Source organism: Noviherbaspirillum massiliense JC206, assembly GCF_000312045.1.
GTDB lineage: Bacteria > Pseudomonadota > Gammaproteobacteria > Burkholderiales > Burkholderiaceae_D > Noviherbaspirillum > Noviherbaspirillum massiliense.
Window position 1 is genome coordinate 1,070,284 of record NZ_HE978634.1, and the last position, 22,599, is coordinate 1,092,882.

Annotated in this window: 22 protein-coding genes, 1 tRNA gene and 1 riboswitch; of the genes, 14 read left to right on the forward strand and 9 right to left on the reverse strand. The window is 60.1% G+C overall.

Annotated features, from left to right (window positions below):
- Positions 1-312: 312 nt before the first annotated feature.
- Together HGHM_RS05445 and HGHM_RS05450 are read left to right on the forward strand one after the other, a co-directional pair.
- Positions 313-1,215, forward strand: coding sequence for a hypothetical protein (locus tag HGHM_RS05445; RefSeq protein WP_148415390.1), 903 nt, complete (start codon positions 313-315; stop codon positions 1,213-1,215).
- Positions 1,216-1,328: 113 nt separating this feature from the next.
- Entirely contained in the window at positions 1,329-1,814 is a 486-nt protein-coding gene (locus HGHM_RS05450; protein ID WP_019140500.1) for a hypothetical protein, read from the forward strand.
- Between the two features lie 124 nt (positions 1,815-1,938).
- Here the strand turns inward: HGHM_RS05450 and HGHM_RS05455 are convergent.
- The 9 genes from HGHM_RS05455 to HGHM_RS05495 form a co-directional block, all read right to left on the reverse strand.
- Positions 1,939-2,014 (reverse strand) — tRNA-Lys (locus HGHM_RS05455).
- Between the two features lie 135 nt (positions 2,015-2,149).
- A complete protein-coding gene (ybgF, locus tag HGHM_RS05460; protein WP_019140501.1) occupies positions 2,150-2,899 on the reverse strand; it encodes a tol-pal system protein YbgF in 750 nt (249 codons plus the stop codon).
- 2 nt (positions 2,900-2,901) lie between these two features.
- The gene (gene pal, locus HGHM_RS05465; RefSeq protein WP_019140502.1) at positions 2,902-3,423 is read right to left on the reverse strand and encodes a peptidoglycan-associated lipoprotein Pal; all 522 of its coding nucleotides are present in this window, start codon (positions 3,421-3,423) and stop codon (positions 2,902-2,904) included.
- A gap of 45 nt (positions 3,424-3,468) precedes the next feature.
- Complete coding sequence (gene tolB, locus HGHM_RS05470; RefSeq protein WP_026075724.1) at positions 3,469-4,740, reverse strand: Tol-Pal system beta propeller repeat protein TolB; 1,272 nt, start codon at positions 4,738-4,740, stop codon at positions 3,469-3,471.
- A gap of 3 nt (positions 4,741-4,743) precedes the next feature.
- Positions 4,744-5,667, reverse strand: a complete 924-nt coding sequence (gene tolA, locus HGHM_RS05475; RefSeq protein WP_019140504.1) for a cell envelope integrity protein TolA — start codon at positions 5,665-5,667, stop codon at positions 4,744-4,746.
- Positions 5,668-5,689: 22 nt separating this feature from the next.
- Entirely contained in the window at positions 5,690-6,127 is a 438-nt protein-coding gene (locus HGHM_RS05480; RefSeq protein ID WP_085940170.1) for an ExbD/TolR family protein, read from the reverse strand.
- Positions 6,124-6,822, reverse strand: coding sequence for a protein TolQ (tolQ, locus tag HGHM_RS05485; protein ID WP_019140506.1), 699 nt, complete (start codon positions 6,820-6,822; stop codon positions 6,124-6,126). The genes HGHM_RS05480 and tolQ overlap by 4 nt, the downstream gene beginning before the upstream one ends.
- Before the next feature lie 79 nt (positions 6,823-6,901).
- Positions 6,902-7,333 carry a tol-pal system-associated acyl-CoA thioesterase gene (gene ybgC, locus HGHM_RS05490; protein ID WP_019140507.1) on the reverse strand — a complete coding sequence of 144 codons (432 nt, stop codon included), beginning with the start codon at positions 7,331-7,333 and terminating at the stop codon, positions 6,902-6,904.
- Positions 7,334-7,336: 3 nt separating this feature from the next.
- The gene (locus HGHM_RS05495; RefSeq protein WP_019140508.1) at positions 7,337-8,083 is read right to left on the reverse strand and encodes an SDR family NAD(P)-dependent oxidoreductase; all 747 of its coding nucleotides are present in this window, start codon (positions 8,081-8,083) and stop codon (positions 7,337-7,339) included.
- A gap of 134 nt (positions 8,084-8,217) precedes the next feature.
- Positions 8,218-8,320, forward strand: a riboswitch (ZMP/ZTP riboswitch).
- A 90-nt stretch (positions 8,321-8,410) separates the two neighbouring features.
- On the opposite strand from HGHM_RS05495, the gene glyA reads away from it, so the two are divergent.
- From glyA to HGHM_RS05560, 12 genes are all read left to right on the forward strand, one after another.
- Positions 8,411-9,655 carry a serine hydroxymethyltransferase gene (glyA, locus tag HGHM_RS05500; RefSeq protein ID WP_019140509.1) on the forward strand — a complete coding sequence of 415 codons (1,245 nt, stop codon included), beginning with the start codon at positions 8,411-8,413 and terminating at the stop codon, positions 9,653-9,655.
- 309 nt (positions 9,656-9,964) lie between these two features.
- A complete protein-coding gene (gene nrdR / locus HGHM_RS05505; RefSeq protein WP_020693824.1) occupies positions 9,965-10,435 on the forward strand; it encodes a transcriptional regulator NrdR in 471 nt (156 codons plus the stop codon).
- Between the two features lie 153 nt (positions 10,436-10,588).
- Positions 10,589-11,164 (forward strand): type IV pilus modification protein PilV, encoded by a 576-nt coding sequence (gene pilV / locus HGHM_RS05510; RefSeq protein ID WP_019140511.1) that lies wholly within the window; start codon positions 10,589-10,591, stop codon positions 11,162-11,164.
- A 62-nt stretch (positions 11,165-11,226) separates the two neighbouring features.
- Positions 11,227-12,174 carry a PilW family protein gene (locus tag HGHM_RS05515; RefSeq protein WP_019140512.1) on the forward strand — a complete coding sequence of 316 codons (948 nt, stop codon included), beginning with the start codon at positions 11,227-11,229 and terminating at the stop codon, positions 12,172-12,174.
- On the forward strand, positions 12,171-12,824 hold the full coding sequence (locus HGHM_RS05520; RefSeq protein WP_245549160.1) for a pilus assembly PilX family protein: 654 nt from the start codon (positions 12,171-12,173) through the stop codon (positions 12,822-12,824). The genes HGHM_RS05515 and HGHM_RS05520 overlap by 4 nt, the downstream gene beginning before the upstream one ends.
- Positions 12,821-16,798, forward strand: a complete 3,978-nt coding sequence (locus HGHM_RS20785; RefSeq protein ID WP_019140514.1) for a pilus assembly protein — start codon at positions 12,821-12,823, stop codon at positions 16,796-16,798. The genes HGHM_RS05520 and HGHM_RS20785 overlap by 4 nt, the downstream gene beginning before the upstream one ends.
- A 10-nt stretch (positions 16,799-16,808) precedes the next feature.
- Positions 16,809-17,264 (forward strand): type IV pilin protein, encoded by a 456-nt coding sequence (locus HGHM_RS05530; protein ID WP_019140515.1) that lies wholly within the window; start codon positions 16,809-16,811, stop codon positions 17,262-17,264.
- A gap of 1 nt (position 17,265) precedes the next feature.
- Positions 17,266-17,820 (forward strand): GspH/FimT family pseudopilin, encoded by a 555-nt coding sequence (locus tag HGHM_RS05535; RefSeq protein WP_245549161.1) that lies wholly within the window; start codon positions 17,266-17,268, stop codon positions 17,818-17,820.
- A gap of 67 nt (positions 17,821-17,887) precedes the next feature.
- Entirely contained in the window at positions 17,888-18,979 is a 1,092-nt protein-coding gene (gene ribD, locus HGHM_RS05540; RefSeq protein ID WP_019140517.1) for a bifunctional diaminohydroxyphosphoribosylaminopyrimidine deaminase/5-amino-6-(5-phosphoribosylamino)uracil reductase RibD, read from the forward strand.
- A gap of 17 nt (positions 18,980-18,996) precedes the next feature.
- Positions 18,997-19,626, forward strand: a complete 630-nt coding sequence (locus HGHM_RS05545) for a riboflavin synthase (RefSeq protein WP_019140518.1) — start codon at positions 18,997-18,999, stop codon at positions 19,624-19,626.
- A gap of 229 nt (positions 19,627-19,855) precedes the next feature.
- Positions 19,856-21,139 carry an acetyl-CoA C-acetyltransferase gene (locus HGHM_RS05555; protein ID WP_019140520.1) on the forward strand — a complete coding sequence of 428 codons (1,284 nt, stop codon included), beginning with the start codon at positions 19,856-19,858 and terminating at the stop codon, positions 21,137-21,139.
- A gap of 28 nt (positions 21,140-21,167) precedes the next feature.
- On the forward strand, positions 21,168-22,526 hold the full coding sequence (locus HGHM_RS05560) for a 3-oxoacyl-ACP reductase (RefSeq protein ID WP_019140521.1): 1,359 nt from the start codon (positions 21,168-21,170) through the stop codon (positions 22,524-22,526).
- Positions 22,527-22,599 lie beyond the last annotated feature (73 nt).

The following is a 22,599-nucleotide window of genomic DNA, read 5'->3' on the forward strand; positions in this document are numbered from 1 at the left end:
GGCGAGCGCGCGCCTTCGGTATCGTCCCGGACATCCAATCCCTCTGGCGTGCAGGCTGCTTCTTCCCCGTTGTCTGCGCCGGCTTCTCCGTCGCTCTCCCGGTCTGATGCCTCTGTCAGTGGCAGTGGAGCCGGTGGCGCATTGAAGCCGGCAGCACATGCATCCTTCAGTGCATTTCCAAGAGAGCCCGTCCAGCAGCATCGCGATGCTGCTGGGCCAACCGGTCCGGTTCCGAATGCAGTCGGGCCGGCATTCTCGGAAACGAGACCGTTTCCTGCACCTGACCCGCACGGACGCCAGGAGCCATCGTTTGTGCGATCGCCCCTGGCGGGATTGGGCGACCTCGCCTCGCTCTACGAGACGAAGCCGCGTTCCGCGAGAAGAGGCATTCGGCTTGCAATGATGCTGTGCATTTTCCTGGTTGGTGTTGCTGCCGGCTTGTCCGCATTGTGGTGGATCGATCGCGGCAATCTGCAAAGGCTGTTCGTCAACGTGCCGCCCGTGCGGATATTCGGAGAAGCGCGGACCGCTGCCGCTGCCCATGAAAGCAGGCAGGCTGACGCGCAGGCGCCGGCCCGGGTACCGGCAATCAGTCGGGATGAACTGCCTTATGACGGGAATCCTCCGGAATACCAGCAGGCCCCATTGGCGCCGAGCACCAGTGTTGCGGTCAGGACCGTGCCGCAGGAGCCGGTTGTTGCAGCCGAGCCAGCAAGATCCTCCGGCAGCAGCGCCGACGAGGAGAGCAGCAGCGAGCAAGCGAGCATCGGGACACAGGACTCAGGCAAGGAGGTGCAGCAAGCGGCAGAGAACGCACCCGATCGTCATGCGGCTGATTCCTCGGCTCCGTCCCGTACGGTGGCAAGAAAAGCCGCCAAACCATCGCACAAACACCGCGCACAGACAAAGGCTGCGAAGGATACGGAAATCAGTCGCATCAGGCAGCAGGCAGCGGACGAACTCAAGAAAAAGAGTGATGGTCCGAACCCGGCAGGGGCGCCGGCATCGCAAACCAGCCGTTCGCAAGCTGGCTCGATCGGGAAGGAAGCGAATGCCCGGACGGTTTCACCCCAGGGCAGTGCAAGCGTGGTACTGGCCCGGTGCGAGCGTGCCTCCAATATCATCCTTCGTGAGAAATGTAAGTGGGAAATCTGCAGCGGGAAGTGGGGGAAGAACGGATGCCCTTCCTATCAGACGACCACCACGATGCAATGATGCGTCGATGTCATTGTGGTCCGTTGCAAGATGTGGCACGGCAGTCTGATTCAATTCCGTCTGCCGTGCAGTGAAGGCTGAAAATCGACCTACTTTTCCAAAGGACATTCAGCATGCAAACCATCCTTGGTTCCGTCAGGCAGGCACTGGTTTCGGGTACCGTTGCGGCAGCTACTACCAGCCTTGCGGCAGCGCTGGCTGGCAAGCGCGAGACCGGTTCATATGTAGCCCCTTTGAATGCAACCAGTCATATCATCTGGGGCGATCAAGAGGCAAGGCAGAATGACACGTCATTCAAGTACACCCTGACGGGCGTCCTGCTTAACTATGGAGCAGGAATATTCTGGGCTGCATTCTATGAGAGATGGTTTGGCAGAGGCGGGCATCCGGATGCACAGCGCTCGCTGTCGAGGCCGCTGATCGGCGCGGCAGTCGTGACTGCCGGCGCCTATCTCACCGATTACTACCTAGTGCCGAAACGCTTCACCCCGGGCTACGAATTGCGCCTGTCAGGCAAATCGCTGCTGGCAATTTATGGAGCGCTGGCGTTAGGCCTTGCCATGCGTGATATGAGAGCAGACATCAGGGCAGGCACCTGATGGGGCTCAGGTGCCGGCAAAGCTTATCAGACGATGCGCTTGGCGCTTGATGCAAAGCCACGACAAGTTCACGTACAGCCCATAAACAAAAAGCCCAGCTTGCGCTGGGCTTTTTGTGGTTGTCTGGTGGGTCGTGCAAGATTCGAACTTGCGACCAACGGATTAAAAGTCCGCTGCTCTACCGGCTGAGCTAACGACCCGTCAACGAAAGAACAAGATTATAAAGAGCTTTTAGGGATCCTGTCAAATATGTTGATGCAAAAAATCGATTTATTTTTTGCATCCAGTCGTGGCTCATTGTCGGGCCACGACGTGGACACAAGAGGTACAACCACTTACCGCAATGATGCCAGTCGCTCCTTGGCAGTTTGTGCCGCAGGCGAGTCGGGATATTGCGCTGCAAGAGTTTCCAGCGTCTTCTTCGCCGCCGGTTTGTCCTTCAACTCCAGGTAGCAGCTCGCGATGTTCAGCAGCGCATCTGCCGCCTTCGGACTATCCGGATAATTCTTGACGACTACCTGTTGAGCAGCAATCGCGTTACGGTAATCGCGCTGCGCATAATAGGTGTTGCCGAGCCAGTACTGGGCTGATGCCATCAGTCCAGACTGCGGATAGCGGCGCGTGAAGTCATAAAACGATGCGCCCGCGTTCTTGTAGTCACCTGCCTTGAAATAGGCAAGCGCTGCGTCATAGGCGCTTTGCTCGCCCGGCGCGATGCTTACTTCCTTGCCGTCGACGTTCACCTTCTGTGGCTCCACCTTGCGCAGGCGGGTGTCAAGGTCGGTATAGAAATCCTTCTGACGCCGCTGGACGTTGGCCAGCTCATTGGTCAGCACCTCGATCTCGCCACGCAGTTTCGCGATTTCCTGACGCAGCTGCTCGTTCTGATTGATAAGCTCGAGGTTGCTCGTCTTGTCCGATTTGACGTTGATCTCGCTCTGCATGTTGTCCAGCCGCTTGCGGATGTCGAGGATGGCCTGACGTGCCTCGTCATCCGCAAACAGGGCTGCATTCGCATGCAGAGGGGCGTAAGAAAAAGCGGCCATGAAGGCCGCAGCAATGGAACTCTTGAGAAGTCTGTTCATGGTTATTGATAAACGATGTCAGCGCGGCGATTCTCGGCCCAGGAGGCTTCGTCGCTACCAGTCGCCTTCGGCTTTTCCTTTCCGAAGGAAACCGCTTCCATTTGGGTCTCGGCTACGCCAAGCGCGGAGAGCGACTTGCGTACGGCTTCGGCGCGCTTCTGGCCGAGAGCGAGGTTGTATTCGGCGCCGCCGCGTTCATCGGTATTGCCCTGGATGACGATCTTGCGGCCCTTATTGGCAGCCAGATATTTTGCATGGGCTTGCACTACCGGCGCGAAGTCGTTCTTGACGACGTAGCTGTCGTAATCGAAGTAGACGCTGCGCTTGGCCAGCACGCCGTTCGGATCTTTCAGCGGATCGGTGGCGCCGGCATTGACGGTGCCGACGGTACGGGAATCGGTGTTGGTTTGTGCAGCGGGGGTACGGTCTTCGACTTTGGCTTTATCGTCGAGTGGAACCGACGAGCAGGCAGCCAGGAGGGCAGCGCTGGAAAGGATGAGGGCAAGAGTCGTGGTGGAACGCATCAGTTTCTCCTAATTAGTGATGATGGTAAATGTTGCAAAGGCGAATTATTTCATAAATGGGCCCCATGTGGGCTCCCGAATGTCGCCAGCCTGGGTCGTCAATGTGGTTTTTACGCGTCCGTCCACCGACACGACTGCAAGCGCGCCCCGGCGGCCGGACTCCGTGGCATACAGAATGTATCTGCTGTTCGGGGCAAAGCTCGGCGACTCGTCCCTGCCGCTATCGGTCAGACGCTGTTCCTGGCCGCTCGCCAGATCCAGTGCATAAAGCTGAAATCCTCCGTCGCGCCGCGAGATGTAGGCCAGGGTCTTCCCGTCGGGCGAGATGCGGGGGCTGATGTTGTAGCTGCCGCTGAAGGTCACGCGCTGGGGTTCGCCGCCGTTGACGCCCATCTTGTATATCTGCGGGCCGCCGCTGCGGTCACTGGTGAAATAAATGGCTTGCCCGTCCGGTGAAAATTGCGGCTCGGTGTCGATGCCATTGCTGTACGTCAGGCGGCGCAGGCCCGAGCCGTCGGCATTGGCGATGAAGATCTGGGTCAGCCCTTCACGCGACAGTGCCAGGGCGATCCTGCTGCCGTCGGGCGACCAGGCCGGCGCCGAGTTGCTGCCCTTGTAATTCGCAACTACGGTGCGCTGGCGGGTCGTCAGGTTCTGCACGAAGACCACCGGCTTCTTGTTCTCGAACGAGACATAGGCGAGTTTCGTACCATCGGGCGACCAGGCCGGGGAAATGATCGGCTCGGGCGAGCGCAGTGCCACTTGCACGCCCTCGCCATCGGAATCGGCGACTTCCAGACGATATTCGCGACCGATCTTCGTGACATAGGCGATGCGGGTCGCAAACGGGCCGCGCACGCCGAGCAGCTTCTCGTAGATGTCGTCGGAAATCTTGTGGGCGGCGAGCCGGACGCGGTCGGGACCGGCGGCCTGTCCAAAGCCGGACAACTGGGTCGACTTGAGCGGGTCCAGCAGCTTGTATCGCACGTCGTAGCGGCCGTCTGCGAGACGCTGCACGCTGCCCACGACCAGGGCATCCGCGCCGCGCGCCTTCCATTCATCGTAATTGACCGGCGTGGTTTCGGACATCACATTGCCGGTATCGATGATCTTGAAGTAGCCGCTGCGGGCCAGGTCGGCCTTGATGATCGCCGTCACCTGTTGCGGCGCGACCGATTCGTTGGCAAAGCCTGCAATGGCGATCGGGATCTGGTTCGCGCCGACGCCGGAAATTTCCACTCGCAACTGGGCATGGGCGAGGGCAGACATCATCAGTAGGACTGCTGCGATACTGCGTAGAAAAGTGGCTTTCATCATGGCTTATTGGTCTTTCGGTTTTTGCGACACGGTGAGGCTCGACGGAACGGAACCGGACTTATCGCGCGGGAAGGGTTGCGACTTTTCAATGGCTCGCAACACTGCATCGTCAAAGCCGGGCACGCCCGAGGATTTTAACTTGCGGGGAGTTCCTCTCAATGACCCGTCCGGCAGCAACTCGACGGTATATTCCACAGCCGGGTTGCCGCTCAGGTCTTCCGGGACATTGAATATGGTGTTCGATTTGATCTTGGCAGCGATACGGCCGACGTAGTTGGCATCGGCACGGCCACCCTGCGCCTGGTGTGCGTCGCCGGTACCGCCCAGGCCGGCAGTCATGCGCTTGAGGTTTTCCTCGCGCATTTTTGCCATCTGCTTCTCGTAGGCTTCCTCTTCCTGCCTGCGCTTGGCCTCAGCCAGGGCTTTCTTTTCCTTTTCAGCCTTTTCCTTTTTTGCCTGCTCTTCGGCTTCCTGCTTCTTGCGCTTGGCAATCTCTTCCTTCTCACGCTTCAGCTTTTCCTGGCGTGCCTCTTCTTCCTTCTGCTTCTGCTTGGCCAGGCGCTCAGCTTCCTCTTGCTCACGCTTTTTCTGTTCCAGCGCCTTGCGCTTCTTCTCCTGCTCGAGCGCGATATCCGGCTTCTGAACAGGCGGCTCGGTGACCGTCGGTTTCGGGATCTCCTTGACGGGCGGTTCCGGTTCGGGCTGCTTGGGCGGCTTGGGCGGCTGGGGTTCGGGGGTCGGCTGGGGAGCCGCCTCGCGCGGCTGCGGGCTCCAGACTTCCGCCTCAATCGTCATCGGCGTTTCATTCTGCCAGCGCACGCCGATCCACAGGAAAACCAGCAGAGCGACATGCACCAAGGTCGCCAGCAGGATTGCCCGCCAACGGCCTGGTTCCTTGGGAACGCGATAAAGAGTTGCGTCAGTCATAGAGTTCAGGCTTGCCTCTTACCTATTGCTTGGTTGCCAGCCCCACACGCTCGATGCCGAGTTTTTTGGCTTCCGAAATCACCTGGATCACCTCGTCATACTTGATGTCCTTGTCCGCCGAAATCATCAGCGGCATCTCCGGATTGTCCTCGTGCAGGGCCTGCAGCTTTTGCACCAGAGCCTTGCGGCTGGCGGCAACCTCGTCTTTCGAATTGCTGCCCTTCTTGCCATTGATGCGGATACTTGATGTGGTGTCGGGCTTCAGCGTGACCTGGATGTATTCGGTTGGCGGCAACGCCGACTTGGCAGCGGTCGGTACATTGATCATGCCGGGATTGGCCATCGGCGTCGCCACCATGAAGATCACCAGCAGCACCAGCATCACGTCGATATAGGGAACGACGTTGATCTCGGACTTGAACTTGCGGCCACGTCCGCCGCGCATCGAGCTAGCCATCAGTGCGCCTGCCGCTGCAAGATATTGGAAAATTCTTCGATGAAGCTTTCAAAGCGTATTGCCAGCCGGTCGATATCGTGCGAATACCGGTTGAAAGCAACCACAGCCGGGATCGCTGCAAACAGGCCGATTGCCGTCGCCACCAGCGCTTCCGCGATGCCGGGTGCCACGGACGCCAGTGTGGCCTGCTGCACATTGGCCAGGCCGCGGAAGGCGTTCATGATACCCCACACGGTACCGAACAGGCCCACATACGGCGAGACCGAGCCTACGGAGGCAAGGAAGGCGAGATGCGATTCGAGCGCATCCATTTCGCGCTGATAGGCAGCCCGCATGGCGCGACGGGCCCCGTCGATCATGCTGGCAGGGTCGCCTCCGCCCTTGCCTGCAAACGAGGCCTTGGCCTTGATGAATTCGCTCATGCCGGATTCGAAAATCCGTTCCAGGGCTCCGCTGCTGTTGTTGTGACGGCGATTCGAGGTTGCGTCCTCGTACAAGGCATTCAGATTGCCACCGGACCAGAAGGTGCGCTCGAATTCCTCCGTCTGCACGCGCGCGCTGCGGATCGCGAACATTTTGCGGAAGATATAGGTCCAGCTCATGATCGACACCAGCATAAGCAGCGCCATGACGAGCTTGACCAGCAGGGAAGCGTTGGAGATAAGGGCGAGAAACGAAAGATCTTGTGTGACGGTCATGAAATGTCTTCTTATGCTGCTGAAGGGCAGAATTGTATCTGCAAAGAACGCTTATGAAAGCCTTTAATGCATGACGGCCTTATGCAGACGGCTTGTCACGCGTTTTTATGCTTGCCAATACGGCATCCGGCATCGGGCTGGGACGGAAGTGCACACTGTCCACGCAGCCGACCTTGATCCGGCCGCTGGCGAGCAGTTGCGCTTCCGTTCCGTTGACGCGCCACGCCTCCTGAAAAAAGTGCACCGAAGCACGTCCGAGCTTTTCGACCACGACGGAAAGTTTCAGTTCATCATCTAATTTCGCCGGAGCATGATAATCGACGGCGGTGCTCTTCACGACGAACATAACCTGGTGCGACTGCACTAAAGCCTGCTGGCTGATGCCTGCCGCGCGCAGCCACTCGGTGCGCGCGCGTTCGAAAAACTTCAGATAGTTCGCGTAAAAAACGACTCCGCCAGTGTCAGTGTCCTCGTAATAGACGCGCACCGGCCAGATGAAATCAGCCTGCATGCCCTAGATGTTCCGCTTGATCGTGAATGGCGAAAAGCCCTGGCAGGTAGGCATCATCTCGATGTAGTTGATGTTCACATGCGGAGGCAGGGTGGCGATCCAGTACGCGGCTTCCGCAATATCGCTAGCCGTCAGCGGCACCGTGCCTTCATAGACTTTCGCCGCGGCGGCATCGTCCTTCAGGCGCACGTTCGAAAATTCCGTGCCGCCGCAGAGGCCCGGCGCGATATTGGTTGCACGCACGCCGGTGCCAACCAGGTCGGCCCGCAGGTTCAGGGTGAACTGGTCGACGAAGGCCTTGGTCGCGCCATAGACATTGCCGCCCGGGTAGGGATAGGCGCCGGCAACCGAACCGATATTGATTACCATGCCGGAGCCACGCGCCACCATGGCGGGCAGGATCGAATGGGTCATCGTCACCAGGCCCTTGCAGTTGGTGTCGATCATGGTTTCCCACTCCTCGAGCGAGGCCTTGTGCGCCGGTTCGATCCCGAGTGCAAGGCCGGCATTGTTGATCAGGACATCGATGTTCCGCCAATCCGCCGGCAGGGCGGCAAGCGCCTGCTGGATCGATGCCTTGTCGCTGACATCCATGGCGACCGGCAGCAGCGACCCGCCCAGTTCTGCCGCCAGTGCATCCAGCCGCTCCTTGCGGCGGCCGGCAGCGATCACCCTGTGACCATGCCTGATGAATTTGCGGGCCATTTCGGTGCCGAAGCCTGAGGTCGCACCTGTGACGAGGACGAGCATGAACCTTCCTTTTCTCGGTATATTTGCCAGAAGCCAAAATTGTAGCCGAAAGGCGTTGCGCCCCGCACCCTTGCGCCTGCCGCCGGGGACCAATCTTGCTGAAAACGGCCCGCTATCTTACAATTTGCTACCATTTTGTCTCACGTAACTGGCGACAGCCGGGCACCGATGCCGGCACAAGGTGGACACCCACCGGGGAACGTGAGATTTCAATAGCCGTTCGCCTGGGCAGCCCAAATGGAATGCACGACTGAGGCTGCCTCTCATCTTCCTGGCCTCATTCGATTTCGGCAAACCCTTTTGCACATTCAATCGATTGGAGTTTTCATGTTCACGAAAGACCATACCATTGCCAAAGTCGATCCCGAGCTTTGGTCTGCGATCCAGCAGGAAAACAAGCGCCAGCAGGATCACATCGAACTGATCGCTTCCGAGAATTACACTTCGCCGGCAGTGATGGAGGCCCAGGGCTCGCAACTGACCAACAAGTATGCGGAAGGCTATCCCGGCAAGCGCTATTACGGCGGCTGCGAGTACGTCGACATCGCCGAGACGCTGGCGATCAACCGCCTGAAGGAGTTGTTCGGTGCGGAGGCCGCCAATGTGCAGCCGAATTCCGGCTCCCAGGCCAACCAGGGCGTGTTCTTCGCCATGCTCAAGCCGGGCGATACCATCATGGGGATGTCGCTGGCCGAAGGCGGCCACCTGACCCACGGCATGTCGCTCAACATGTCCGGCAAGTGGTTCAACGTCGTGTCCTACGGCCTGAACGACAAGGAAGAAATCGACTATGACGCGATGGAGCGCCTGGCACGCGAGAAGAAGCCGAAGCTGATCATCGCCGGCGCATCTGCCTACTCCCTGCGCATCGACTTCGAGCGCTTTGCCCGCATTGCGAAAGAGGTCGGCGCCTATTTCATGGTCGACATGGCCCACTATGCCGGCCTGATCGCTGCCGGCGTCTACCCGAACCCGGTGCCGCATGCCGACTTCGTGACCTCGACCACGCACAAGTCCCTGCGCGGTCCGCGCGGCGGCGTGATCCTGATGAAGGCCGAGCACGAGAAGGCGATCAATTCGGCGATCTTCCCCGGTATCCAGGGCGGCCCGCTGATGCATGTCATCGCGGGCAAAGCGGTTGCCTTCAAGGAGGCGCTGACGCCGGAATTCAAGGCTTACCAGCAGCAGGTGGTCAAGAACGCCGACGCGCTGGCCAAGGCTTTGATCGCCCGTGGTCTGCGCATCGTATCCGGTCGCACCGAGTCGCACGTGATGCTGGTCGACCTGCGCGCCAAGAAGATCACCGGCAAGGAAGCGGAAGCCATCCTTGGATCAGCGCACATCACCTGCAACAAGAACGCGATTCCGAACGATCCGGAAAAGCCCTTCGTCACTTCCGGCATCCGTCTCGGCAGCCCGGCAATGACGACGCGCGGCTTCAAGGAAGCGGAAGCCACCAAAGTGGGCAATCTGATTGCCGACGTGCTCGACAATCCGCATGACCCGGCCACGATCGAGCGGGTGAAGGCGGAGGTCCGGAAGCTGACCGAAGCTTTCCCGGTCTACGCCTGAGTCTCTGCAAGCCATGCACATGGGGCGGCCACATGCGGTCGTGCCATGTGCGAAAGCTGAAATACAAAACCTGTATTGCCCCGTTTGTGGAATTTCCGTAACACCATATTTATGGGATTGATCCTCGCAATCCCCTTTATTTACAAGGCATTGCGGTTTTTTCGCCTGTATGACGCGCAAGGTGTCACACAGTGCGCGGCTTGATATTTTTTTAACGCGGCAACAGAATTCGCCGATCAATAATTTGATGAAGCCGTGCGCCGCAAGCGGCACTATGCAGGACCAGTCTCAAGGATCACCTACATCGCCATGAAATGCCCCTTCTGCCATCACGAAGATACACAGGTTCTGGACACGCGCGTGTCGGAAGAAGGGGATGCGATTCGCCGCCGCCGCCGCTGCATCCATTGCGACAAGCGGTTCACCACCTACGAGCGCATCGAACTGATGATGCCTGTCATCGTAAAAAAGAATGGCAGCCGCGCGGAGTTCGACCCGGCAAAGCTGCGGGCCAGCCTTATGCTTGCCCTGCGCAAGCGGCCGGTTTCGGCGGAGGCCGTGGACGAGGCCATACATCGCATCGAAGAAAAACTGCTGTCGAGCGGGGCCCGTGAAGTCGTGTCCGGCCAGATCGGGGAACTGGTCATGCGGGAATTGAAGCGCCTCGACAAGATCGCGTATATCCGGTTCGCATCCGTCTACAAGAGTTTCGAGGACGTCGCCGAATTTCAGGATGCTATCGCGGAAGTTCGCCAGGAACGCAAATCCACCAGACAGTGAATTGATGCATTGATGCCGCATTGGGAGGCAGCTTTCGTGCGGCTTGAATGTTGCAATAATGGCAATAAAGGCGAGCGTTGGAGACATCAAGGGAGGCATGCCACGCCCGGAGCAGGCAGTCCGGCATGCAAGAAGAGCAGGGGAGCAATTGCAATGAAAACGCGGAGAGAAAACGGAATTTCGCTGCTGGAGGTGCTGGTCTCGATTTTCGTGCTGTCTTTTGGCGTCATCGGGGCCGTCGGCATGCAATTGACGGCGATGCGTACCGCGCAGGAGTCTGCATTTCATACCGCCGCATTGCAGCTGGCTACCGAGATGGCTGAAAAGATGCGGGCGAATACCGAACAGATGAAACTCGGCGACGAAGAGAACCCCTTTATCGCTGTGGATTACGCGCCGACCGGGGAAGCCGAGCCGGGCGTCCCGGGCAAGCTCTGCTACTCGACGCACTGCGACAGTGCCGAGCTTGCGGATTTCGACATCTATGAATGGAAAAAGCGCATCAATGCTCTGCTGCCGCACAGCCGCGCACGCATTTGCCGTGACGCTGCATGGGATGCAGCGCAAGCCCAGCTCACATGGGCTTGCCATCCTGGCAGCGGCAACTCGGGACCGTATGTCATCAAGCTCGGCTGGCGCATGAAAGATCCGGACGGCCGTTTTGGTGCGGGTGCAGACAAGGACTTTCCGCCTGCCGTAGCCGTCATTGTCGAACCTTACTTCCAATGAACAGTGAGCGTCGGACAAGCAGATGGCAGCCGAGGGGATCGGTCCTTGGACGCGAGAGCGGTGTGACGCTGGTCGAACTCATGATTTCCATCACCCTGGGGCTGCTGGTGGTGCTGGCGACCACGGCGCTGCTTTTATCCGCCAAGTCAGGCTATCTCGCGCAGGAGGATGGCATCCGTATCCAGGAAAGCGGGCGTTATGCAATTGAAGTCCTGACGCGGGCGATACGGCAGGCCGCATATGAAAACTGGGACGGCCAGACAGCTCCCGTCCTCGCCACGGAAGACCTGAGCGCCTACATCATCGGGCTTGACGCTGCCAGCCTCAAAAGCACTACGCCCGGCATCGAATCCGCGCTTGCCAAATCCGTCAATGGCAGCGATGTGCTGGCCGTACGGTTTTTCGGTTCGGGTGCCGGCCCGAGCGGCGACGGGACCATGATCAACTGTGCCGGCTACAGCGTCCCTGCGGTGATTTCGCAAGACAGAGCAGAGGATGACAGGGGCTGGAGCATTTTCTACGTTGCAGAGGACGCCAGCGGCGAGCCGGAACTCTATTGCAAGTACAAGGGCAGCAGCAGCTGGTCTTCCCAGGCCATCGTGCGCGGCGTCGAATCCTTTCAGGTGCTGTACGGGATCGATGCCGATGGCGACGGCTTGCCGGAGCGCTTCCTGAATGCCGTGTCTCTTCATGCACTTGATGACGCACTTGTGCTCGATGGCCCGAATGCAGCGGCGAGAGCTATCGACGGAAATCGGAAAACAAACTGGACGAAAGTGGTGGCGGTCAGGATCACTCTCCTGATACGCGGCGCGGAGGCAGCGCGCACCGATGTGCTCGACAAGGACTATGACCTGTTCGGCAAGGACTATTCGGATGCGCACGCAGGCTCGGACATCGGCACAAGAATCAGCGAACTGCGTTTGCCTAAGGCGACGAGAAACAGGATCCGCAAGATTTTTGCAACCAGCATCCTTCTGCGCAACCGCCCGGTGGGGAGTCCTGCATGACGACCACATGCTGCTGCCAACTGACACCAGGCGGCCAACGCGGGCAGCGGATGCATCACCGGCAAGGCGGCATCTCGCTGGTTGTTTGCCTGGTGATGCTGCTGGCGACGCTCCTGCTCGGGGTCTCGGCTGCACAAATTGCCCTGCAGGGAGAGAAGGCGGCACGTGGCGACCGGGACTACCAAATTGCGCTGCAGGCCGCTGAAGCCGGGCTGATGGATGCGGAACTGGACATCGAGAATTCCCCAGATCCTTCGATTTCCCGCAGCGCGCTGTTTGCCGGCGGCGGCGCGGAGGGATTCATCGCAGGCTGTGGTGCCGGTCTTGCGAATCCGCACCTCGGCCTTTGCAGTCAGCCGGCTGAAGGCATGCCTCCGGCATGGACCAGCATCGACTTCCTCGACGAATCGGCCAATGCGAGGTCTGTTCCCTATGGCCGTTTCACCGGACAGTCTTTCCAGGCCGGTCAGGGACCGCTTCCTGCCAAGGTCCCACGCTATGTCATCGAGCTGATGCCCTACAACAGGGCTGGGGAAGATGCGACCAAGGGCGGCCGGACTTACTTGTATCGCATTACTTCGATGGGGTTCGGAATGCGCGACACGACACAGGTGGTTTTGCAGACGGTCTACAGAAAGGAAGACAGATGAGCGGGATAACGCGGGTACGGGATTTCGGATTGCGGACAGCGCTTCTGCTCGTCCTCATGGCATGCCTGCCTTCGGCCTGGTCCGGCCTTCCTCCGGTGCAAATCGCCCGCAGCCCGCTCCTTGCGGGACAGGACAAGCCGCGTCCGAATCTGCTGCTGAGTCTGTCGATCGAATTTCCCGCAGTCGCTGCCGCCTATCGCGGCGAGCACGGCACTTATGACCGGACCTTCGAATATCCGGGGTATTTCAATCCGCTCAAATGCTATGCCTACAACGGCGGCAACCGCAACCTGACCGACGATGGCTACTTCTTCATCGCCAAGAATGCCGATACGGTTCACGAATGTGGCGGCGATACCTTCAGCGGCAACTTCATGAATTGGGCGGCATCCTCCATGCTCGACATGCTGCGCTATGCCTTGACAGGGGGCGACAGGGTGATCGATACGGCTGATACCACGATCTTGCAGCGCGCCGTGCTGAAGGGCGGGGATAGCGACAATTTTTATGCGCATCGCACGTATTTCCCGCGCCGCGTGGTCATTGCCGGCGGCGATGTCAGCGCGCCCGGCAGAGTGACGCCATTCAATGTAAAGACGCTGTACGTCGTCTCCTGCCGCAACCGGATCCTGTTCAGCGACAGCAGCAGCGGCCTGGCAGGCGACAACGGGAACGACAGCCGGGAAGCGGACGGCTTTTGCACCGCAAGCTATGACGGCAAGGGCAAACCGGGGCCGGAAGCCCTGGACAAGAAACTCGGCGAATACCTGGTACGGGTGAAGGTATGCGACAGCAAGGAAGGCTCGGCGAGGACCGACCTTTGCCAGAAATACGGAAGCAACTACAAGCCGGTCGGTGAAATCCAGCGCAGGTCCGATCGCCTGCGAATGGCTGTCATGAGTTATGTACTGGACGGTTCCCCGAATCGCTATGGCGGCGTTTTAAGATCGCCGATGAAATATCTCGGTCCGACGGCACCCGACCTCTCCGGCCTGACCGAACGCGGGAATGAACGGGCCGAATGGGATCCCGTCACCGGCATCCTGTACAGCAACCCGGATGATCCGGCGGCGCGCAACAGCCGGTCCGCCAATAGCGGCCTGATCAATTACATCAACAAGTTTGGCCGGTCCGGGAATTACAAGACCTATGATCCTCTGAGCGAACTGTACTACGAGGGCATCCGCTACCTGCAAGGCTTGCCGCCCACGCCGGAAGCCACGGCCGGCGTGAGCGAGGTGATGAGGGACGGATTTCCCGTCATCGCCAGCTGGACCGACCCGGTCATCGCCGCATGCCAGAAGAATTACCTGCTGGCGATTGCCGACGCCAACACTTACTGGGACCGCTACCTTCCCGGGAATGAGGGTACGTGGTATGGAGACGGCGGCGATGCATATGACGCGGCGCGGAGAATAGACACGGGCATTGCCGGAAGAACACCGGCGCTGGATGTGCGGGCATGGACACGGAAGGTTGGCGAGATGGAAATGGCGGCCCGTGCCGATTACCCTGCATCCATGGCAGGCTTCAGGCTGAATGCGCTCGATGCGATGGAAGCCGGGGCAAACCGGCATGGAAGCTATTACATTGCCGGCCTGGCGCATTGGGCATATGCGAACGATATCCGGCTCGACAAGCCTGGGCGTGTGACCACCCTGGCCGTCGATATCGATGAAGGCGGCAACGGTCTGCTCGACGGCAGTACCCGTCTCCCGGGGCCGCGCGACAGCCAGCTGTATCTTGCGGCAAAGTACGGAGGCCCGGCGGGAAGGGAAACCGTTCCCAATCCTTTTTTCACTCAGTCCACCGGGGGTTCTTCCGCAGGTCGTCGCAAGCCGGCACCGGTAGGCGCTGAGGGCATCTATCCCGCCAATTACTTCCTCGCCAGCCAGCCCGGCGCAATGATCCGTTCACTGCGCAAGGCATTCGCCCGCAGCGGAAGCATGACAGGCACGCTATCCGCCGCTGCATTGTCGGCGCCCAGGCTTTCCGCCGGCGGCGAATATCTTTACCAGGCTGAGTTCGACCCCATGACCTGGAGCGGAAGCCTCACGAAGCTGGCGCTGTCGCCGGACGACAATGGTTCCGTGAAGGTGGATAGTGCCGCTGAATGGGATGCAGGCGAAATACTGACCGGAACGGGCGGCAAGCCGGGCTTCCCCAGGCCGGATGAACGGAAGATCTACACCTCCAGGACCGAGGCTGGCAAGACGCTGGCGACGGTGGCTTTCGAGTGGGACAAGCTGACCAACAGCCAGAAGGCGGCGCTCAATCTTTCCCCGGTGGAGAATATGAACGACGGCTTGGGCGAGAAGAGGCTGGAATACCTGCGCGGGCACCGCGAACTCGAAATCGGCCAGGCTTCCGGCATCTTCCGCATGCGCGAGCGATTGCTCGGCGATATCGTCAACAGCAACCCGCTATATGTCGGCGCCCCTGCGCGGAACATGCAGGGCAGCGGGTACCAGCAATTCCTGAACGAATACAGGAATCGCCCCCGCACAATTTACGTCGGGTCGAACGACGGCATGCTGCACGCGTTCAGTGCGGCGGACGGGACGGAATTGTTTGCGTATGTGCCGAATGCGCTGTTCAAGCACCTGAACCAGCTGACACATCCCGCATATGCACACCGCTCGTACGTGGATGGGCAACTCGCCGCGTCCGAAGCCCTCGTGCGGGGAGACTGGAAGACGGTTCTTGCGGGGGGAATGGGCGCAGGCGCGCAAGGTGTGTTCGCGCTGGATGTGAGCGACCCGTCCGATTTCGCTGGAGGGTCGGGAGCACTTTGGGAATTCACGGATGCGGATGATCCCGACATGGGCAACCTAATCGGAGCGCCGGCAATCGGCAAGTTCCTGCTCAAGATCGTCAATGGCGTGCCGGAGTACGGGTATTTCGTCGTGGTACCGAGTGGCGTGAACAATCATGTGGATGACGGCGCCGGCAGGTTCAATACGGATGCTGCAGGCGCATTGTTCCTGCTCTCGCTCGACAAGCCGCCATCCGCCAAATGGCAGCAGGGAGTCAATTACTTCAAGTTCAGGGCGCCGAGTCAGGATCCCTCGCTGCCGAATGGGCTCGCGCCGCCTGCGCTGGTGGTCGGCGCTGACGATGCGGTGCATTACGCCTATGCCGGCGACTTGCAAGGCAATTTGTGGCGCTTCGACTTTTCCGGATCGGCGCCATGGTCGAAAGCACTTGCAAGCAAGAGTCCCGTGTTTGTCGCGAAGGACGGGCGCGGCATGCGCCAGCCGATCACCATGCAGCCGAAAGTCATGTTCGCGCCAGGCAAGGGGTATGTGGTCCTGTTCGGCACCGGCAAATTCATCGAGGAGAGCGACTTGTCGCCCTCGGGGTTCAGCCAGCAATCCTTTTATGCAATTTACGATACGACAGAGAGCAAATACAGCATTGCCGGGCGTGACCAGCTGGTAGCGCGCAAAACCGAGAAAACTACCGGCGACGGGCTCAGGATCACGGGCGATCTGTTTTCGTACGGCGCGGCCGAGGGCCAGAAGCGCGGCTGGTATCTGGATTTTCCGGATGCGGGATCGTCCGGCGAACGAAGCGTGACGCCGCCGATACTTGCCGACGGCAGCCTGCTGTTCAACAGCCTGATTCCCCCGGGCGGGATGTGTTCGCCGGGTGGCGGCCGGTCTTACATGCTGGACAGCCTGACAGGCTTTGCCTTGGGAGGAAATTCGACGGGATACCTGTCGCAGGCCGGAATGCTGAAGCCCCCTACGAAAATCGCAACAGCCACCGAAACCGGCGACCGGAACCCGGTCGGCAGAAAAGTGGCGAGGAGAAGATATACCGTCATCAATTTCGGCAGCGATGAAGAAGTGAAGCCAGGCGTTGCTCCCGCTAGCCAGATAATCAGAGAATCCCTCGTGCCGGCGGGGCGGCTCAGTTGGCGGGAAATACTGAACTGGAAGGAGCTGCGCGATGCGTTCAACAAGAAGTAAAGGAATCCGCTTGGCTACTGCATATGAGCGGACACGCGGCTTCACATTCGTTGAAATCCTCGTCGTCGCGGTCGTTGTGGCAATACTGACGACGATGGCCTATCCATCCTATCAGGAAGCGGTGCGCAAAAGCCGGCGCGCAGAAGGAAAGGCGGCCTTGATGCAAGTGATGCAGCAACAGGAGCGCTATTACTCCCTGCATAACAGCTACATCGCTTTCAGTTCCGGCTCGACCGGCGGGGATGAAAAAAGATTCAAGTGGTACTCAGGCGAGAGCCCGGCGAGGAGCGCCTACGAGATCCGCGCTGCGGCTTGCAAGGACGAATCCATCCGTGATTGCGTCCTGCTGATCGCGGAGCCCGGCACCAGCGCCGTCAATCCAGGCCACAAGGACGCGGCCTGCGGCAGCCTGACGCTGAGCAGCACGGGCGAAAAGGGTGCCGATGGACCGGATTGCTGGAACTGAAATGCGAACGAGAAACGCCTTTTTTGCGCTGACACGCTCTGGCGGATTTTCCATGGTCGAATTGATGGCAGTGATAGCTGTCGGCGTAATCCTGCTCGGAATCGGCATCCCGAGCTTTTATGCGCTGATCCAAAGGCAAAGGATCACAACTGCGGTCAACGATTTCTTTGTTGCAATCAACCTTGCCCGTTCGGAAGCCATCCGTCGTGGCACCCGGGTCGACCTCGTGCCGGCAGGTGACGGCAGGGACTGGGCGAAGGGCTGGCTGGTATTCGTCGACGAAAATGGCAACCAGAGGCCGGAAGCAGGTGAGGAAATCATTTTCATGCATGGCCCGGTTCCCAGCGGGATTTCGGTCCAGGCGAATTTCACCGATTCGACAGTACAATATCTCGCCTATACCGGCTCAGGACGCACACGCACCAATGCCAGCAGCCAGGCGCCTCAATCGGGCACCCTGACCTTTCTTACGGATGGACAGGTCCGGCAGATCAAGCTCAACTTCCTTGGCCGTGCGCGCGTATGCAATCCCGCCGTCGATAAAAATACCTGCTGACGCCTTTCGAATGAAAGCCGCTTCTGCGGCAAGGCAGGCGTCACCGTCAACCAGCACAAAGAAGCTCGTGGAAAATTTCAGCGACCTGCAAGGTATCCGCCGCGCTCTGGAACTTGCGTCCAACTGCATGTTCACCACCGCGCCCAATCCGCGCGTGGGATGCGTGATCGTCAAAGAAAACCGGATCATCGGTGAAGGTTATACTCAGCCGCCGGGGCAGGCGCACGCCGAAGTGCAAGCCTTGAACGATGCGGCCAGCCGGGGTTTCGATGTGCGCGGCGCCACAGTGTATGTGACGCTGGAGCCATGCAGCCATTACGGCCGCACGCCGCCCTGTGCCGATGCGCTGATCCGTGCCGGCGTGGGCAGGGTCGTGGCCGCGATCGGCGATCCGAATCCGCTGGTGGCCGGGCAGGGGCTGTCGAAGCTGGCGCAGGCTGGAATAGAAGTGACATGCGGCGTGATGGAGGAGGAAGCGCGCGAGATGAACATCGGCTTCCTGTCCCGCATGCAGCGCGGCAAGCCCTGGGTGCGGATGAAGGTTGCGGCCAGCCTCGATGGCAAGACTGCCCTGCACGACGGGCGCAGCCAGTGGATCACGTCTCCTGAGGCGCGCAATGACGGTCACTGGTGGCGCGCGCGTGCCTGTGCCATCCTCACCGGCATAGGCACCGTCAAGGAAGACGATCCGCAGCTGAATGTGCGGGCCATCGACACGCCGCGCCAGCCGCAACGCATCGTCATCGACAGCCGCCTCGAGATCAGCCCGGATGCCCGGGTGCTGGAAGGCGGCGGAACATGGGTAGTCGCGGCCCGTCCCGATCCGGAAAAGGAAGCGCAATTGCGTGACCGCGGTGTGGAAGTATTCATGCTGCCGAACGCGCATGGCAAGGTCGACCTGCCGGCCCTGATGCTGGAACTCGGCAAGCGCCAGATCAACGAACTCCATGTCGAGGCAGGAGCGAAGCTCAATGGTTCGCTGATCCGGGAAGGATGCGTGGACGAACTGCTGGTCTATCTCGCGCCCAGTCTGCTGGGAGAGGCACGCGGCATGTTCGAATTGCCGGCGCTCGATGCGCTGGAGGAAAAGCGCTTGCTGAAATTTCACGAAGTCAGGCAAATCGGCCCGGATTTGCGTATCCTTGCCCGTTTCATTTAATTCAGGTTGGTCCAGTCATGTTTACCGGTATCGTTGCCGCCGTCGGCAAAATCACTTCCATTACTCCCCTCGGCCAGGATGCAGACGCCGGCGTCCGGCTGACTGTCGATGCCGGTGGTCTGGCTATGGTCGATGTCATGATCGGCGATTCGATTGCGCTCAACGGTGCCTGCATGACGGTAGTCACCAAGACCGACAAGGGTTTTACCGTCGACGTGTCGCGCGAGAGCCTGAACCGTACCACTGGTCTGGATGCATTGGGAGAGGTAAATCTGGAAAAGGCCCTCACCCTCTCCGACAGGCTGGGCGGGCACCTGGTCTCCGGTCATGTCGACGGGCTCGGTACCGTGCGCAGCTTTGAGCCCGTGGGCGAATCGCGGGAGCTCGTGATCGCAGCACCACGCGACCTGGCAAGATACCTCGCCTACAAGGGCTCGATCGTCGTGAACGGCGTTTCGCTGACGGTGAACCGGGTAAGCGATAGCGCCGATGCTTGCGAATTCTCCATCAACCTGATTCCCCACACCATCGAAGTCACCACGCTCAAGCATCTCAAGCCGGGTGCCATGGTCAACCTGGAAATCGACCTGATTGCGCGTTATGTCGAGCGCATGCTGTCCTTGTCCCAGTCGAACGGCAATTCCTGAAAGCCGGCAGGCGGCGTAAGCCCGCCGGAGTCGAATCAGCATTCTCCAAAGTTGCTCGAAGAGCAGGCACACCTGTATTTCAATAGGGTTGCCTATGCTAAAATCCGCCGGCCTTGCCGCCGCTTGAGTTCGTCCTGGCTGGCCAGGGCGAATTTCCGGTTGCCGGCAGTACAGTGCAGGCCGGCAGGCGTTCATCCTCGATCAGGCAGCTCATTCCAAGAGACCTCATATGCACTACGGCACTCCCAGGCGCGTTGCCATCGTCGGCGCCAACCGCATTCCCTTCGCACGCTCCAACACCGCCTATGCGGATTTGAGCAACATGACCATGCTGACCGATACCCTGCGCGGCCTGGTGCAGAAATACAATCTGCAAGGGGAGTTGCTGGGCGAAGTGGCTGGCGGCGCGGTCATGAAGCATGCGCGTGACTGGAACCTGGTACGGGAAGCGGCTCTCGGCAGCGGCTTGCATCCCAACACGCCGGCCTACGATATTCAGCAAGCCTGTGGTACCGGCCTGGAAGCGGCGATCCTGGTGGCGAACAAGATCGCGCTCGGCCAGATCGAGGTGGGCATTGCCTGTGGCACCGACACGACGTCAGATGCGCCGATCGCTGTTAATCCTGGCCTGCAGCGCGGCCTGATGAAAGTGAATGCGGCCCGCAGCAATGGCGACAAGTTCAAAGCCTCCCTCGGCCTGCTCAAGCCCGCTCACCTGATCCCCGAGCTTCCCCGGAACGCCGAGCCGCGTACCGGAAAGTCGATGGGCCAGCATGCGCAGATCACCGCCAATCGCTACGGCATCACGCGCGAAGAGCAGGACCAGCTTGCGCTCGCCAGCCATCTGAATCTCGCCAAGGCTTATGAGGAAGGCTTCTTCGATGACCTGGTAATGCCTTACCACGGCCTCAAGCGCGACAACAACCTGCGCCCAGATTCCTCTCTCGAAAAGATGGGCAAGCTTGCTCCCGCCTTTGATCGCAATGGCGGCACGATCACCGCGGCCAATTCCTCGCCGCTTACCGATGGCGCTTCCGCCGTGCTGCTCGCATCGGAAGAGTGGGCGCGGAAGAAGGGATTGCCCATCCTCGCCTACATGACCGCCGGCGAAGTTGCTGCGGTCGACTTCATCGACGAACGCGAAGGCTTGCTGATGGCAGGCGCTTACGCCATTCCGCGCATGCTGCGCAAGCGCGGCCTGTCGCTTCAGGATTTCGACTTTTACGAAATCCACGAAGCCTTCGCATCCGTCGTGCTATGCACCATGGCGGCCTGGGAGTCGCCCGAGTTCTGCCGCGAAAAGCTTGGTATTGAGCAGCCTCTCGGCAGCATCGACCGCAGCCGGCTCAACGTCAAGGGCAGCTCGATCGCGACCGGGCATCCTTTCGCCGCCACCGGCGGGCGCATTGTCGCCACATTGGCGAAGATCATCGACCAGGCCGGCGGCGGACGCGGCCTCATTTCGATTTGCGCAGCCGGCGGCCAGGGCGTGACGGCCATCCTGGAAAAATAAGACGAATACGAAGAAGGCGAGTCTCCTCATGTCAGACCTGTTGATGAAGCTGGGCCGCAGCCCGGCCACCGCCGGCATCGTGAAGATGCTTGGTTTGCCCCATCCCGTCCAGCTCGCCCGTGCGCCGGGTGGCTATGAAGCGCAACCCTTCGCCGGCAAGAATGTACTGCTGGCCCGTGCGGGCAATGGCTATGCCTTGGCGAGCCTGCAGGCCGCCGTGCTCGAAGCTGGTGCCACGCTCCTCGACGATCGGCCGTCGAGTCCGGAAGAACGCCTGGACATCCTGATCCTGGATGCAACCTGCTGCACCGTGCCGGCCGACTACCGCGCGCTCTATGATTTCTTCCACCCGGTGATGCGCCGGATATCTCCCAATGGAAGGGTGCTGCTCGTCGCCGCATTGCCGGAGGAAGCGGAAGATCCCGTTGCCGCCGCTGCAGCACGGGGTATCGAAGGCTTCAGCCGCTCGCTCGGCAAGGAGCTCGGCAAGAACGGCACTACCGTCAACCTCGCTTATGTCGCGCGCGACGCAGTCGACCGCCTCGCCGGGGTCGTGCGCTTCTTTTGCGGCGTGCAGGCCACTTATGTGTCCGGGCAAGCCGTCCATGTCAGGTCGCGGGTCCCTGCCCCGGCAGGGCTGCCGTTCGAACAGGCGCTCAAGGGCAAGGTGGCGCTGGTGACGGGAAGCGCGCGCGGCATCGGCAAGGCAACCGCGGAACGACTCGCTCAGGAAGGTGCACAGGTGGTGTGTCTGGATGTGCCGGGCGCAGCCGATGCCCTGCACCAGACCTGCATCGCCATCGGCGCCCTGCCATTGATGATGGACATTTCCAGCCCGGATACGCCGCGCCGGATCGCCGACTTCTTCAGGGAGAAATTTGGGGGACTGGACATCGTCGTGCACAACGCCGGCGTCACGCGCGACCGTACTCTGGCCAACATGAAGGAGCATTACTGGGACTTGGTGGTGAACATCAATTTTGCCGCCATCGGCGCCATTGATGCGCTCCTGCTGTCGGAGAAGACTTTGCGCGACTACGGTCGCATCGTTTGTCTGTCCTCCATCAGCGGCGTGGCGGGCAATTTCGGGCAGACCAACTATGCAGCGACCAAGGCTGCGTTGATCGGCTACGTCGCGGCGCAGGCGCCAAGGCTTGCTACACGCGGGATTTGCATCAACGCGGTCGCGCCTGGCTTCATCGAAACCGCGATGACTGAGGAAATGCCATTCATGACCCGCGAGGTCGGCCGGCGCCTGAATTCCCTGAAGCAGGGCGGGAAACCGAGGGATGTGGCTGAACTTGTCACTTTCCTCAGTACCCCGGGCGCCTACGGCATCAGCGGCGACACCATCCGCGTCTGCGGCCAGGGCATGATAGGGGCCTGAGTTCAATTGCAATTGTGCCGGTTCGTGAAGCGCTGACGTTTTGCAAAGCAGGTTGACGTTTCGCGCATGCGTT